Source organism: Raineya orbicola (genome assembly GCF_002843425.1).
Classification (GTDB): Bacteria; Bacteroidota; Bacteroidia; order Cytophagales; family Thermonemataceae; genus Raineya; species Raineya orbicola.
The window spans coordinates 1-15,221 of the sequence record NZ_NKXO01000001.1 but is presented as its reverse complement, the minus strand read 5'-3'; the positions used below and the strand labels follow the sequence as shown (position 1 = coordinate 15,221).

General features: G+C 38.5%; 12 protein-coding genes and 1 pseudogene. 7 read left to right on the top strand and 6 right to left on the bottom strand.

Annotation, left to right across the window (positions count from 1 at the left end; all coding sequences use genetic code 11):
- Positions 1–88 precede the first annotated feature (88 nt).
- Positions 89–1,315: pseudogene (locus Rain11_RS00070) on the top strand (IS5 family transposase); the annotation flags it as partial.
- A gap of 106 nt (positions 1,316–1,421) precedes the next feature.
- Here Rain11_RS00070 and Rain11_RS00065 read toward each other — a convergent pair.
- Both Rain11_RS00065 and Rain11_RS00060 read right to left on the bottom strand, forming a co-directional pair.
- Entirely contained in the window at positions 1,422–2,033 is a 612-nt protein-coding gene (locus tag Rain11_RS00065; protein ID WP_101357282.1) for a hypothetical protein, read from the bottom strand.
- Between the two features lie 78 nt (positions 2,034–2,111).
- On the bottom strand, positions 2,112–2,819 hold the full coding sequence (locus Rain11_RS00060) for an IS1 family transposase (RefSeq protein ID WP_101357361.1): 708 nt from the start codon (positions 2,817–2,819) through the stop codon (positions 2,112–2,114).
- A 212-nt stretch (positions 2,820–3,031) separates the two neighbouring features.
- Between Rain11_RS00060 and Rain11_RS00055 the strand changes: the two genes are divergently transcribed.
- Complete coding sequence (locus Rain11_RS00055) at positions 3,032–3,670, top strand: O-methyltransferase (RefSeq protein WP_101357281.1); 639 nt, start codon at positions 3,032–3,034, stop codon at positions 3,668–3,670.
- Between the two features lies 1 nt (position 3,671).
- On the opposite strand, the gene Rain11_RS00050 is transcribed toward Rain11_RS00055, so the two are convergent.
- Entirely contained in the window at positions 3,672–6,566 is a 2,895-nt protein-coding gene (locus Rain11_RS00050) for a reprolysin-like metallopeptidase (protein ID WP_101357280.1), read from the bottom strand.
- Between the two features lie 167 nt (positions 6,567–6,733).
- On the opposite strand from Rain11_RS00050, the gene pyk reads away from it, so the two are divergent.
- On the top strand, positions 6,734–8,164 hold the full coding sequence (gene pyk, locus Rain11_RS00045; RefSeq protein WP_101357279.1) for a pyruvate kinase: 1,431 nt from the start codon (positions 6,734–6,736) through the stop codon (positions 8,162–8,164).
- Positions 8,165–8,215: 51 nt separating this feature from the next.
- Here the strand turns inward: pyk and Rain11_RS00040 are convergent, their stop codons facing one another.
- Complete coding sequence (locus tag Rain11_RS00040; protein ID WP_101357278.1) at positions 8,216–10,645, bottom strand: alpha/beta hydrolase family protein; 2,430 nt, start codon at positions 10,643–10,645, stop codon at positions 8,216–8,218.
- 101 nt (positions 10,646–10,746) lie between these two features.
- Here Rain11_RS00040 and Rain11_RS00035 point away from each other — a divergent pair, with 101 nt between their 5' ends.
- Positions 10,747–11,283 carry a YceI family protein gene (locus Rain11_RS00035; protein WP_165778039.1) on the top strand — a complete coding sequence of 179 codons (537 nt, stop codon included), beginning with the start codon at positions 10,747–10,749 and terminating at the stop codon, positions 11,281–11,283.
- A 29-nt stretch (positions 11,284–11,312) separates the two neighbouring features.
- On the opposite strand, the gene Rain11_RS00030 is transcribed toward Rain11_RS00035, so the two are convergent.
- Positions 11,313–11,885: a MarC family protein gene (locus tag Rain11_RS00030; protein ID WP_101357276.1), complete on the bottom strand. Its 573-nt coding sequence runs from the start codon at positions 11,883–11,885 to the stop codon at positions 11,313–11,315.
- A 277-nt stretch (positions 11,886–12,162) separates the two neighbouring features.
- Here Rain11_RS00030 and Rain11_RS00025 point away from each other — a divergent pair, with 277 nt between their 5' ends.
- The 3 genes from Rain11_RS00025 (at position 12,163) to Rain11_RS00015 (ending at position 14,257) form a co-directional block, all read left to right on the top strand.
- Positions 12,163–12,939 (top strand): tRNA1(Val) (adenine(37)-N6)-methyltransferase, encoded by a 777-nt coding sequence (locus Rain11_RS00025; RefSeq protein ID WP_101357275.1) that lies wholly within the window; start codon positions 12,163–12,165, stop codon positions 12,937–12,939.
- A gap of 75 nt (positions 12,940–13,014) precedes the next feature.
- Positions 13,015–13,557: a hypothetical protein gene (locus Rain11_RS00020; RefSeq protein ID WP_101357274.1), complete on the top strand. Its 543-nt coding sequence runs from the start codon at positions 13,015–13,017 to the stop codon at positions 13,555–13,557.
- A gap of 10 nt (positions 13,558–13,567) precedes the next feature.
- Positions 13,568–14,257, top strand: coding sequence for an arginine-tRNA-protein transferase (locus tag Rain11_RS00015; RefSeq protein WP_101357273.1), 690 nt, complete (start codon positions 13,568–13,570; stop codon positions 14,255–14,257).
- Here the strand turns inward: Rain11_RS00015 and Rain11_RS00010 are convergent.
- Entirely contained in the window at positions 14,254–15,066 is an 813-nt protein-coding gene (locus Rain11_RS00010; protein ID WP_133121447.1) for an anti-sigma factor, read from the bottom strand. The genes Rain11_RS00015 and Rain11_RS00010 overlap by 4 nt on opposite strands.
- Positions 15,067–15,221: the final 155 nt, after the last annotated feature.

Sequence of the window (15,221 nt, the reverse complement as noted above, 5' to 3'; positions counted from 1 at the left end):
TATCAATAAATTATTTGGGTATTTTCGTTTGAGAAAATGCAAGATTTTGTAAATTTGTGTCAAAAATCCTGCAAAATTATTGTTTGTTATGCTACCCAAGAAAGCATCTACCAATCAGTTGAGTTTATTTTTTAGTTTTGCCGATACGCTCAATCAAAAACATCCGCTTTATGTTTTAGCCCAACAAATCAATTGGTCAATCTTTGAGCAGGCATTTGAGCCTTTGTACAGTAGCACTAATGGCAGACCAGCCAAGCCTATTCGGCTAATGGTGGGTTTGTTGATGTTAAAGCATATCCGCAATCTTTCTGATGAAAGTGTAGTAGAGCAGTGGAGTGAAAACATTTACTACCAATATTTTTGTGGGGCGACATCTTTTGTACCGGGTTATCCTTGTGAGGCTTCTGAATTAGTGCATTTTAGGAAAAGGATAGGAGAAAAAGGGATAGAATTGATTCTGCAAGAGAGCATTCGAGTGAATGGTCAAGACAGCCAAGATGAGCAGGTAAGCGTAGATACGACGGTACAGGAAAAAAATATCACCTTTCCCACTGACGCTAAATTGCACCAAAAAATCATCAAACGCTGTCAAGCGATAGCTAAGCAAGAGCAGGTGGTGTTAAGACAAAGCTATGAGCAAACCTTAAAGCAACTGAAACGGGCACAACGTTTTCGCAATCACCCCAAGAATAAAAAGCGAGCAAGGAAAGCGGATAAAAAGATAAAAACGATAGCAGGTAGGCTGGTCAGGGAGTTGGAGCGGAAACTGCCTGTGGGTTCGGTGTATCAGAAGGATTTGCAATTATACAAGCAGGTCTTGGCACAGGAAAGGCATAGTAAAGGAAAGATTTATTCATTGCACGAAGTAGATGTTTGTTGTATTTCCAAAGGGAAAGAGCATCAGCCTTATGAATTTGGGAATAAGGTCTCTATTGTGCTTACTGATAGTGGAGTAATCGTGGGGGCTATGGGATTTCGCAATGAATATGATGGACACACTTTGCGACCTGCCCTTGAACAGGTCAAGCGTTTGGTGGGTAAGTTGCCCAAGCAAGCCAAAGTGGATAGAGGTTACAGGGGCGAAAAAAATGTTGAGGGGACAGAAATTTTGTTACCCTCCCCACCCGATAAGACACAAAGCTACTACCAGAAACGCAAATTAAGCCGATTACACCGAAAGCGAGCAGGTATTGAGGCGGTGATTGGACATTTGAAAACTGACTACCGATTGAAGCGAAACTTCTACAAGGGTATCGTGGGCGATAACATCAACATTATGCTTGCTGCGGCTGCTTTTAACTTCAAGAGGCTGATGAACCACTACAAGGTTTCTTTTTGCCTATTTTTGCAGAGACTTTTTTACTCGCTTCAAAGGTTGCTCTGGGTGAAAAATAAATTCAAATATACTTTTTAAGGGACGACTAAGTAGTGCGTGGCTGCAAACCTGTAATAGTGATTGTTTTTACATAACGTGGAAGTTCAGCGAAACAAGCGAGTAGAAAGTCATCACCCAAAGCCTCTGTAATTTTTCCTAAATAATTACTTTCCGATGGATTGGGCTGAATGTGATAGTAAAAACCATATTCAAGTCCATAGTTATTATCAACAACATCAGGACAATTCTCTCTCCAATCAATCACATAATCAAAAGTAATGCTTGTAGTTGTGGCAGAGATATTCTCAATGCTTCCCCAACTTAATTCAATTTCTTGCAGATTGCCCCAAATGATTTGGTCATTTTCAAGCCATACATAGCTTTTAGCATAGACTTTTTTGCTCACAAGAGTAGCAGGGGTTGGATTTCTGTAAAGCAGGTTGGTATCAATGTATTGCAAGGTCAAATGTTCCAAGTTCACCGAGTCAGGGTGTTGAGTGCAAATCTTTTTAGAAAGTGTGTGCAGTTGCGTGGAGTCATCAATTCCTATTGCAAAACCAAATTCTTTAATAGCCTTTTTAGGATTGTAGTCTATCAGATGAGCTTTCAGAATGAGCGTGCTATCGTTTTTTTCTTCAATGGGAAGCGTCGCAAGCATTACCTTTCTTTCTAAAAAAGGTTTGCAAGTGGTAAGCAAAATTGTCGTTAGAAATAAGAGTAAAAAATGGGCTGTGGTTTAGAATGTATGATAGTCATAATTCCATTGTTGAAACATAATTTTGATAGCTGCTTCGTGATACTTGTCTTTTTTAGAAAAGCAAGTAGTTTTTCGTACCAAACGTCTATTTCTGGCTCGTAAAGCATTATTCACTCCCTCAATATGCCGCGTCAGGTGTTTGCCAACTTGATGGTTTTGCCCTGCTAATACCTCTGCAAAAGCAGACCAATTGTTGGTACAATACTGTTCAATTTCAATATCTTTAAGCATTTGAAGTAGTTTTTTAATTGTTTTAGCACTGCGATTGCCTATCACATAGCCTAAGACCTCATTCGTTTCAGGAGCATACGCATAGAAAAGCCATCGCTTGTGCTTTTTCTTGTGTTGAACATAAGACCAAAATTCGTCTATCTGAACACTTTTGTAGTGCTTTTGCTTGGGAGTTAGCACACACTTTTCAGACTGTTTTAGTAGCTGATTTAACACACAAACACGACTGACTTGTAAGACCATAGCAATATCTCGTATGCGGCTATTTCTTAGCAACATACTCACTATCAGATGTTTAATTTTAGGGTCAGCTCCTTTGTACCGATAAGCCTGTTGAAACTGCTTACCACAAGATTTACACAAAAAATTTTGTGTCCCATCTTTTTTACGACCATTTTTCACTACCTTTGCACCTTGACAGTGAGGGCAGTTTACTTTTGTTAATACTTCACACATATTACAAAAATACGCCCTCTTTGTCTTTTACAAAAATATCATACAATCTTTACCACAACCAAAAAATGTTTCATAAGTGTTCATAATTTTGTTATACACAAAGTTTAGCATTTTTAGGAAAAAAATCAAGTAAAGTATGTGAATTTTATGTTAATTGGCACATTCATAACTATCTTTGCGTCATAAAAATTATGTTTTAATTTAGCTAATCAATGGAATTACTTTCTGAAGCTATCCAAAAGTATGCTGAAACACATACCTCCTCAGAAAATGCTGTTTTAAGAGAACTCCATCGGCAGACACACCTAAAAGTTCTAATGCCTCGTATGCTTTCGGGGCATTTGCAGGGGCGTTTTTTAGCAATGATTTCGCAAATGCTTGCCCCACAGCGTATTCTGGAAATAGGTACTTATACGGGTTATTCGGCTTTGTGCCTTGCGGAAGGTTTGCAAGAAAACGGCAAACTCATTACAATTGATAAAAACGAAGAATTAGAAGATTTTGCCAAAAAGTTTTTTGCAAAAGCAGGTTTGGAGAAAAAAATTGAAATGCTTATTGGCAATGCTTTGGAAATTATCCCTACCCTCCAAGAAACTTGGGATTTGGTGTTTATTGATGCCGATAAGCTCAATTATGCCAAATATTACGAAATGGTTTTGCCCCAAGTACGCAAGGGAGGCTGGATTATTGCCGATAACGTGCTTTGGTCGGGCAAGGTGGCAGATACGAAATTTATTGATAAGGATACAGAGGCACTGCGGGCTTTTAATGAGTTGGTTCAAAACGATGCAAGGGTAGAAAATCTACTTCTACCCTTGCGAGATGGCTTGATGATTGCAAGAAAGCTATAAACTATTGCTTGATAATTCTTTGTTGAACAATTTCGCCCGATATTTGCAATTTAAGCAAATACATTGCCGCAGGCAAATGATCCAAAGATATTTCTTGATTATTTTTTACTTGCAAATCTGAAAGTTTCTGACCTAAAACATTCCAAACTTCGGCTTTCTCTATGTTCATTCCATTTTCCAGACGTAAGAAAATTTTACCTTTGGTTGGATTAGGATAAATGAGGAGTTTTCCTTTGGAAAGCATAACCAATGAGGCAGGAGGGCGAGTAGAAAAGTTCCAAGTGGTATTATCAGTAATACCTGCAAAGTTATTGTTTGCTAAATCTCTGAACGTACCCGCAGGCATTTGTACGTAATAGTCTGTATTCTGCTCCAAATCGCTGATGTCAATAGTTACTATACTGCCACTTACATTTACAGCAAGATTATTGACAGAAAGCGTTTGCTTTACGGAATTATCGGCTCTTCTAATAGTAATACTACCTGTACCTCTATTGATAGGCTCACTAAAAGTAATACGCAAATCGGCATTGAGTGGCACGCCTTCCGAATTATCAGCAGGTTCAAGACTGACGATGTTTGGTGCGACATTGTCGGAAACTGAGAAATTCCAAGTATCTTTGTTGGCTGTACCTGCATAAAACTGACTGCTTGCATTTCGGAAAGCCGTATTAGGAATTTCTACATAATACATAACTCCTGCCTCTAAATCATTCACGGGGTCAATGGTAGCCACATTACCCGATACACTCACCCGCGAGCCAGCTACATCTATAGTTTCTACCACAGCATCATTGGCATAACGCTTGATAAGCAAATTACCTGTACCTTTGAGAATATTTTGGTTAAAATAAATCAGCAAGTTGGTATTGGCAGGGGCTGTGGTGCTGTTGTCGGGAGGCGAAAACGAATTTACCAAAGGATTTCCCGAAGGAGTTGAGTTATTTATCGTAAAATTGGCATTAGAAATATCAAAGAAAATATTGCCTACGGCTTCTACACGCACACGTGCCTGTGTAGTAGTAACAGCAGGCACCGTAATTTCAGCATAGCCATTGTTAGGAACATTGGTCGCCAAAGCAATCGGATATGTAAAACCCCCATCTGTGGAAAGGCGAATATTCACATTTTGGCAATTGACAGGGGCAAGATGAGTGTTCGCCACGTCCCAAGTTACCATTTGGCGTGTGCCTTGTTGCCAAGTAATAGCTGTATTGGGGTAAGTAACTAAAAAAGGACCCGCTGCCGCATTGGCTGTAAAACTTACCGAAGCATAATCATAGCCCCCTACGCCATCTCTCACGGTCATTCGGAAAGTTAGATTACGTGTATAAGAAGGCAGTCGCTCTCCCAAAGGATTGAGATTATTAGCAATAATATCCGAAAGACGAGGGAATGTTCGTGTAGGCGAAGTAGAAGGCAAGAAATTCCTAAAAATAGGGGCATCACCCGAAGGGCTACTCAACGAGCCCGCAGGACCTAAATTGAATTGTTCCCAACAATAAGTCAGAGCATCGCTATTAGGGTCTGTGGCAGAGCCAGTAAGTTCAAAGGGGGTATTGATAGGAATTACCCAGCCTCCCGTAGGTACAGAAGGCACAGGAGGCAAATTAGTACCATTAGGGGTATCGTTGGGACAGGTGGCACCAGCACCCGAACCACGTGTGTAGGCGAAAATTTCATCAAAACTAATCACGTGAAAAGTTTCAATGCTATTGGGGGCAAGATTATCCGTACCACACAAACCCGCATAACCCATTATACAAATGCCACTACCCGGCTCATAAGCAGTAGAACTGCTACGATTACCATTACAACCACCTTGCACGCTATTAAAAGTATGGTTTGCTCCAAACTGATGCCCCATTTCGTGTGCTACATAATCTACATCAAAAGGGTCGCCCACAGGAGAGCCACTGCCTGTAACGCCTCTTGCCTTTTGCCCTGTTCTACAAACTACGCCTAATCCTGCAATTCCTCCCCCACCTGTACTGAACACGTGTCCGATGTCGTAATTTGCATTACCAATTACTGCATCAAGATTGCTTTGATTTTCCCCGAGCATTGCCCCACCGTTGTTGTTAGTATAAGGGTCAGTAGCTGGGTTGGTGTAAATAATGGTATTATTGTTAGAAATTAGTTGAAAGCGAATAGAAGTTTCAATTTGATAGATACCTGATACTCTATTGAGCGAAGTGGTAACGGCACTCAAAGCTCCTGCTACGGTACCTCCGTGAAACTGCGTGTATTCCCCTGTGGTGGCAATAGCCGCTCGGTAGGTGAGCAAGCGAGCCCCTGCGGGGCGGGCATTGTTATCACGAAGCCAATTGCGTATTCTTTCCGCTTGTTCATCTTCATCTACAATCGTGCAACTCATTTTTTTATCTGAAACAAAATGCCTTTTGTAGTAGCAGATGTAGTTTTCTTGGTCATTTTGGCGGTAAGGGTCTATGTAGATTTGTCCGTCTTCTGTAAAAATAAGAGCGTGAAAGCCTTGATGAGTAAAATCAAAACGCACATAACCATAACCACCTACACGATAGCCCTCAAAAGTTTGTATTTCGGGAAATTGAGCGGCTAATTCAGGGTGCAAAACAGGTGTTTTAGCTATACGAAAACGGGCAAAAGTACCATTGGGAAGCGGGAAATCCATTTCTACATCAGAATTTTGAGCTGAAAAACTACGGTCAGCAGTTTCCATAGGTACAGAACGAGCAAAAATCTTAAATGCACTCACATTCAAGCGAAACACTTTGTACTCATTTGCAAGAACCAAACGCTTTTTTGCAGGATTAGGGAGAATTTTACTTTCTTCGGTAGGTTGCCAAAAATTTTGGCTATACGCTCCCCAATGAGCTAAAAACAAAAATACCAGCAAAGTTGATGTTGCTTTCATACGTGATTTTTTTAGTAAAAATATTGAAAAAGGTTGCTCTAATTTACAACATTTTGAAAAACCAAATTGCTTTTCTTGTGAAAAAAATGTTTTTATGCAAAATTTGGGCTTTTAGCCGAATAGTTTTAACTTGAAGCAAAATTTCGCAATCTACAACTCTTAAAGCTATGGGAATTCTTTTCAACAAAACCAAAATCATCGCCACGCTCGGTCCTGCTACCAATACCAAAGAGAAAATTCTCCAACTTGCCCAAGCAGGCGTAGATGTGTTTAGGCTCAATTTTTCTCACGGTACTCACGAAGGGCATCAGGAAGTTATCAATCATATTAGGGAAATCAACCAAGAATATGGCTTAAATTTGTGCTGTCTGCAAGATTTACAGGGTCCTAAAATTCGCATTGGGGCAGTAGAAAACAATGGTGTAGAACTGGAAGAAGGGCAAGATTTTATCATTACCATAGACGAAATGCTTGGCAATAAGCAAATGGTAAGTACGGTGTATCAGTTTTTGCCCAAAGATGTTAAAATTGGCGAAACAATTTTGCTTGATGACGGCAAAATAGAACTGATTGTTACAGGAAAAAACGATAGACAAGTATTTACAAAGGTCATTCACGGCGGTTTGCTCAAATCTAAAAAGGGTATGAACCTGCCCCAAACCGAAGTTTCCTCTCCTTCGCTTACAGAAAAAGATAGCGAAGATGTACTTTTTGGCTTGGAAAATAATTTGGAATGGATAGCTCTTTCTTTCGTAAGAACAGCTACTGATATTTTGCTCTTGAAGCATTTGGTTCAGCTCAAAGGCAAAAATCCCAAAATTATCGCTAAAATTGAGCGTCCCGAAGCTATTGAAAACATTGACGAAATCATCAAGGTTGCTGATGGTATTATGGTAGCTCGGGGCGATTTGGGTGTAGAAATGGACGCTGAACTAGTACCTCTTTTGCAAAAAATGATTGTAGAAAAATGCCAAAAAGCCGCAAAGCCTGTTATCATTGCTACGCAAATGATGGAAAGTATGATAAACAATCCACGTCCTACACGTGCCGAAACCAATGATATTGCCAATGCCGTAGTAGATGGAGCAGATGCTCTGATGCTTTCAGCAGAAACAGCCACAGGATTGTACCCAATGCAGGTAATTCGCAGTATGGCGAAAACTATTCAATATGTAGAAGAACGCGTTAAGAAATTGTATCACAAAAATTTAGAAGTAGATAAAAATTCTAAAACCTTTTACAGCGATAGTCTGATAGCGGCGGCTTGCAATTTGGCTCGTCAGACAGGTGCCAAAGCTATTGTTGGAATGACTAACTCGGGTTACACTGCATATCGTTTGGCAAGCCATCGTCCCGAAGCAGATATTTTTATTTTTACCAGCAACAACCCCTTAATGAATACGCTTAACTTGGTTTGGGGAGTAAGAACTTTCTTTTATGATAAGTTCGTTTCCACAGATACGACCTTCAAAGATATTATTGAAATTTTGAAAGATAAAAACTACCTCAAAGAAGGTGATGTAGTTATTCAGCTTGCCAGTATGCCTATTGAAGAAAAACAACGCACCAACGCCATAAAAATCAGTATTGTCAGCTAATTTTAATCAAAAAGCGACCATAAATTTGATGTTATGGTCGCTTGATTTTTTTTATTTATTTACCCCTTTCAAATGCTTGTCTAAAAACTGCTCCTGCTCCCATAATACGTGCAAGATACTTTCTTTGGCGACGTAACCGTGGCTTTCACGAGGTAAAATAACCATTCTTGCCGTACCCCCTAAACCCTTTATAGCCTGGAAAAGTCGCTCTGTTTGTAAAGTAAAAGTACCCGGATTATTATCTGCTTCGCCGTGAATAAGCAGAATAGGCTTTTTGATTTTATGAGCGTTCATAAAAGGCGACATTTTGTTATACACTTCGGGAGCGTCCCAATAGTTACGCTGTTCGCTCTGAAAGCCGAAAGGTGTAAGGGTACGATTATACGCTCCACTGCGAGCCACTCCACACACAAACAAATCGGAATGTGCGAGCAAATTGGCTGTCATAAATGCCCCGTAAGAATGCCCTCCAATGGCTACTTTGTTTCTATCAATATATCCGAGATTATCCACGGCATCAATTGCGGCTTTGGCATTGGCAACCAGTTGTTCAATGAAAGTATCATTGGGTTCTTGACTGCCTTCCCCTACAATCGGAAATGAGGCATCGTCTAATACCACGTACCCTTTGGTTACCCAATAGATAAATGAACCATAATTGGGAAAAGTAAACTCATTTGGATTTTGGTTGGACTGCCCTGCTGTTTGCATATCTTTATATTCACGTGGGTACGCCCATATAAGCAAGGGTAATTTCTCTTTTTTATTTTCATCATAACCCAAGGGCAGATAGAGCGTTCCAGAAAGTTCCAAACCATCGTTTCTTTTGTATTTGATTACCTGTTTCTTGATATTTTTGATGCTTTCAAAAGGATTGGGCGTAAAAGTAATTTGCACAGGAGCAATACGCTTTTTATAGTTTCTCAAGAAATAGTTGGGGTACTCGGTTGGAGATTGAATTTGGACCAAAGCTACACCTGCTTTATGGTCTTCAATAGAAACGATGTCCTCTTTTTTATCCGTAAAAGCAGACTGATACAAACGCTGTTTTTTCAGTGTTTTCAGGTCAAGCTCATCTATGAAAGGAAATTGCCCTTTGGGGCTAAAACCTTCGCCTATAAGAAATAATTTATTATTTTCAATAGCTAAAACTTCCTGTCCAAACTGATTGATTTGGGTGCTGAACCTGCCTGGGTCGTTGTAAAGGTCTTGATAATTGCGGTCGGCAATGACACGAGCCGATAAATTAGGTTGCGATGGATTGATAAGATAGGTCTTCTGATTGCGAGTATCATACCAAGAATCATACATTATGGCAACTTGTTCGTTACCCCAAATAATCCCTGCAAAACGTTGTTGAGTTTTTGCAATGGAAACAGGGTCTTTATCAAAAGGAGCTTGCCACACAAAAATTTCATCGCGGTACTCTACTTTTTTAGCAGGGTCGCCCTCGTCAAGGGCTTCTACAAAGTATAAAGTTGCGGGCATATCATCACGCCAAGCCATATTTCTCTTGCCCTTACGAACTGCCGAAAAACCTTTGGGCATAATTTCGTTCAAAGGTACTTCATTCACAACTTTTATCAAATTGCCTTTGTTGTCATATACTTTGCTTATTTGTGGAAACCGATTGTAAGGCACAAGGTAAGAAAATGGCTTTTGCAAGTTGGTAAGCATTAAATAATTGCCATCAGGCGAAAACGACATACCTACATAGAGTTCTTTATCTTTAAGTAAATTTTTTGTACCGCTAATATGGACTTTGAAAAGTTGGGAACTAAGCAAACTTTCAAAGTTTTGTTCATCTATTTTGTTTTTAAGCAAATCTTGAAAGGTTCTATTCTGTGAGGCTTTGCCTTCGGCTACAGAAACAATGGGACCTTTGGGCGTTTCTTTGGATTTATCAATCAGTTGGGGGCGTGGTTCGGGAATGAACTTCACAAGCAAATGCTCACTATCTTTATACCAAACAAAAGGACTTCCTACACTTGCATTCAGGGTAGCCTCTGTTATTTTTTGAGCTTGGGCAGAGCTTACATCTATCCACCAGAGTTCTACCCCTTTTTCAGTAGTATGGGTGAAGGCTATTTTTTTGTAATCGGGCGACCAAGTGATAAAAGAGATTTTCGCATTAGAAGGTAGCCCTTTTACAGGAGTGGGCTCAGCTTTTACATCTTTTACTTTTCTGATTTTAAGATTTTTGACATAGTTCATTGTAGAACTTACAAACAAATTAGGATTGATACGCAACCCTGCCAGCCTTAATTCGTCTTGGTTTAGTTCGTCTAAACTTTTGTAAGTGTCTCGGTAGAGCAAAAGCATATAGTTTTTATCCTTATCCATACTGATGGAAGGGGGTCTTTCATAATCGGCTAATGCCAGTATAGGAGCAGAGGGCTTCTGATACTTCAAATCTTCTTGGGCAAATACTTGAAAAAAGTAGCCCACCAAAAACAATAGAATAAGTGATTTCTTTTGCATTGCTTTTAGGTTTTGTTTTTTTCAAAACGTTTTCATAAGCAATTTAGTACATTGCCCAAACAATTTGTGAAAAAATGTGTTATTTTAGGCAAAAGAATACTATGAAAATCTGTCAGGTGTTGATTTTTTCAACTTTACTCTTTTGCTGTTTCAAAGCAAAAGCCCAAACCAATTGGCAAGTGAAAGATGCTCAAATCAACTTCAAAATTAAAAATTTTGGTAGCTACGTAAATGGCTCTTTGAGTGGTTTGGAGGCAATAATTGAGTTTTCACCTGAAAATTTAGCCCAAAGCACCATAGAAGCCTCTGTAAAGGCTGAAACCATTAACACAGGCAATAAAAGTCGCGACAGACACTTACGCCAAGATGATTATTTTGATGCAGTGCAATTTCCGTTTTTGCGTATGAAATCAACGAAAATTATCAGAGAGAAAGACCAGTTTGTGGGCTATTTTGAGCTTACTATTCGCAATAAAACCCAAGCAGTACAAATGCCTTTTCGTTTTATACCTAATGGTAATGAAGCAAGTTTTTCGGGTAGTTTTAGTATCAATCGCAGAGATTTTGGCGTAGGAGGCAAAAGTTGGGTGCTTGGTGATGAAGTTATTGTAAATATTGAAGTGAGATCCCAAAAATAAAACCTTCACGGCGAAGTGAAGGTTTTATTTTACATTCCTAAATGCACCCTGAACATTTTGATAGCAATAGCCAGTAAAATCACGCCGAATACTTTACGCAGTACATCTGTGCCTGCTTGTCCGAGTTTGCGTTCTATCCAGCCCGAAGCCTTCAAAACCACATACACTAAAATCAAGTTTAGAACGATAGCAATAAGAATAGAAACTTGCTGATATTCAGCACGAAGCGAAAGGATAGTTGTCATTGTACCTGCCCCTGCGATAATCGGGAACGCAATAGGTACAATAGAAGCCGAAGAGCCACTACCTTGCATTTCGCCACGGAAAAAGTGAATCCCAAGCACCATTTCCAGCCCTAAAAAAAAGATAACCAATGCCCCCGCAATGGCAAAAGAAGGGGTATCCAAGCCTAAAACTCGTAAAATACTTTCCCCCAAGAAAAGGAAAGCAATCATTATCAGACCTGCTACAAAAGTGGCTTGCGTGGCGTGTAATGCACCTGTGCGTTTTTTCAAATCAATAATGACAGGTACAGAGCCTAAAATGTCAATTACCGAAAATAAAATCAATGATACGGTCAAAATTTCCTTAAAGTTCAACATAGCTAAAACTCGTTTTTGCTGTTTCTTACGCAAAAATATAAACAAATTTTTTGCCAAACAAAATTTTGTACAAAATTTTTAATGGTAAAATTTTTAACTTAAAAAAATTCAATAAAAAGATTGAAAAAATACAAATTGAAATTCAAAAAAATGTCAATTTGTCAATAAATTTACTTTTCAAAATGCAATAATAAAACTTTTATTAAAACCTAAAATAAAAACCAAAAACCTCATTCAAACAAAATTTTATTCTGCTTGAAATTTTATTTTTTTTCTTTTGAGCTATGCAATTAGTCAGATTTTAGCTTTTTTTGTCAAAAGTAATTTTGTGAAAAGACAAAAAAACACTTATTTTCAGTTCAAACAATTTCGCATAGAGCAAGCCGATACCGCTATGAAAGTAAGTACAGAGGCTTGTATTTTAGGTGCTTGGGCTTTTGCGGAAAATCCACAAAAGATTTTAGATATTGGCACAGGTACAGGACTGCTCTCGCTAATGCTTGCCCAACGCTTCCCAAAGAGCCAAATTGAAGCCGTAGAAATAGAAAAAAAGGCTTTTCAACAAGCCCAAAGCAATTTTAAGAATAGTCCTTTTTCCTCCCAAATTCGCCTTTATCATACTTCCATTCAGGCATTTGCCCAAACCCAAAAAGCACCCACCTACGACCTTATAGTTTGCAATCCGCCTTTTTATGCCGATTATTTGCAAAGTAAAGATGAAAAACTTAACTTGGCTCTGCACCAAAATTGCCTCCAATTGCACGAATTAGCAGAAATTTTAGATTTATTGCTAAAATCATCAGGAAAAGCCTTTGTATTGCTTCCTCCGTTTTTTATGAATAAGTTTTGCATTTTAGCCAAAAATCACAACCTCTTACTTCAAAAAAAATTGCATATTTTTCATAGCCCCAAGCACCCAATACTGCGTGAAATTGCGGCTTTTGGATTTAATGAAAGTAATCTTGTAAATGAAAATTTATTTATCAGAAACGAAAAAGGCGAATATACAGATGAATTTAAGGCATTACTCAAAAATTTTTATTTGTATTTCTGAAAAATATTTGATAGTTTGAAAAATGTTTAAGGCAAAAGATGTAACTTAGAAAGTTGAACACCCAAACTTGTTTTTATGGAACAATTGATAGAAAAAATCAAGAAGCATCGTGAGGCGTATCTGCAAAGCCTCGCCAAAATTCAGGAAAGGCATCAAATTTGGCTTCAAAGCACCAAAAACTTTCTCATTGAGGTAATGGATAAGGTTACCAAGCAAGTGCCTTTGGAATGGTACATAGGTTTGCAGGAATACAACGACCACGCCCCCCAAAGTATCAATTTAGAAGCCGTTTCTTTACATCTTAAAAATACATATAGCGGTATTTTACTCAAAACCATTGATAGTGTAAAATCTTACATCAAATATGGCGGTATGTTGAGCTATGCCCAAACCTACAACCGAACCATTACAGCCACCATTTATTTCCCTTACATTGAACAATGGGTTGAAAAACGAGAGCCTATTGTGCTTGGAAATTTTGAGCCCAAAGACATCAATCAAACCCTTATTTTGAGCCATATTGAAGAGTTTATGCAAGAAATGACCGCTTGGGAATGCAACAAGCGAGAACCCATTGGCTTTGATTTTGCCCGCAATATGGAAAAAGTAAAAAAATAACTCGCAAGCAATGCTCAATCAACACTTTTATCAAGAAAATATCTCACCCGAATATTTAGATTTTTTACTTTCGCAAGGCTGGAGGCACTTTGGAACTTACTTTTTTCGTTATGAAAGTTCTTATTTGGAAAGTGAAAACGAATATCTCCCTGTGAAAGTAATTCCTTTGCGTATTTTTTTGCCAAATTTCAAGTTTTCTAAAAGTCAGCGTAAAATTTTAAGAAAAAATGAGCAGTTTTCTATCAAAAGGCAGTTGGTGAAACTCACCTCTGAAAAGCACCTCTTATTTGAAAAACACGCCTTGCGTTTTTCAGAGCATAGCCGTCCTATGTCTTTATACAATTTCCTTTCAAAAACTCCCGATATTACGCCCCTACCTACGTATAATCTTGAAGTTTGGGATAAAGAAAAGCTAATAGCTTGCACTTTTGTAGATATTACGCCACAAGCGTTTTCAAGCATTTATGCAATGTTTGATACAGACTACTCGGAGTATAGTTTGGGGATTTTTACTCTTTTGCAAGAAATACAATGGGCAAAAGAGTTAGACAAGAAATATTTATATTTGGGCTATGCTTACGATAAAAGCTCATTTTACGATTACAAAAAACGCTTTTCTGCTCTTGAAAGCTACCAATGGCAAGAAAATACTTGGGTTTTCTTTCAAAAAGCATCAATGGAGCAGAATGAGCATTCCTAACTTTTCACACTTCCCATAGCATAAGCGGCACCTTCGGCTTTGGGGACGCCTCCTTTCTTTTCAAGTGTAATGATAAATTTTTGAGGTTTTTTGAAACATTTGACAGGTGAAAACCTACCCCAATCAAATACCCCTGCGTCCCAAACGATGTTATCATCTGTAAGTGCCCAAAGTTGATATTGTTTGCCTTGGGGTGGTTGGGGGAGTGAATTAGTAAAAATAAAGGCTTTGTTTTCTTTTTCATTCCAGAAAACTGTTGCATAAGCTCTTGGAGCAACCTCTTGCAAACCTTTTAGATAAGTAATTTGATAATCAGGATTTTGCAACAAAGCAAGTTCTTGCTCAATACTTTGGTATTGAGTTTGCAAAGCGGTGATTTTTTTCTCGCTTTCCATATTTTGGGCTTGAGCAATAGATAGCTCTCTTTGCGTTTCTTTCAAGTTTTGGTACAATTGTACATTCAACAAAGCACTGAAAGCCAGCAACATCAAAGAAGCCACTAAACCATATTTCCACTTTTGCACCGAAGGAAAAGGCACTGAATAGCCCTCAAGGTTATGGTCAGATTTTAGCTTTGTCTGTACATTTTCAGTTTTTTGAATTTTTTCAAAAACTTTTTGTTTGAGATGAGTAGGTACAGGTACTTCGTATTGAGCTACATATTCATTTACAGCATTTTGCAGGCTTTCCAACTCCTCTCTAATTTCAGGATACAAAGCCGCCATACGTTCCACTTCTTGCTTTTCTTCTTCGGTGGCAATCCCTAAAACATACACACTCAATATACCTGACTCTATAAATTTTTGCACTTCCAAGGCAGTAAGTAATTAAAATTCGGAGGTTGTTTAGGATTTATTTTTTTTGATAATTCTTCGGATAAAAATGACCATAAAGGATAAAATTAACAAATTTACCCACGTATCTACTCTGGTTTCATAGCGTATGATTAAAGCCTTGAATTGGT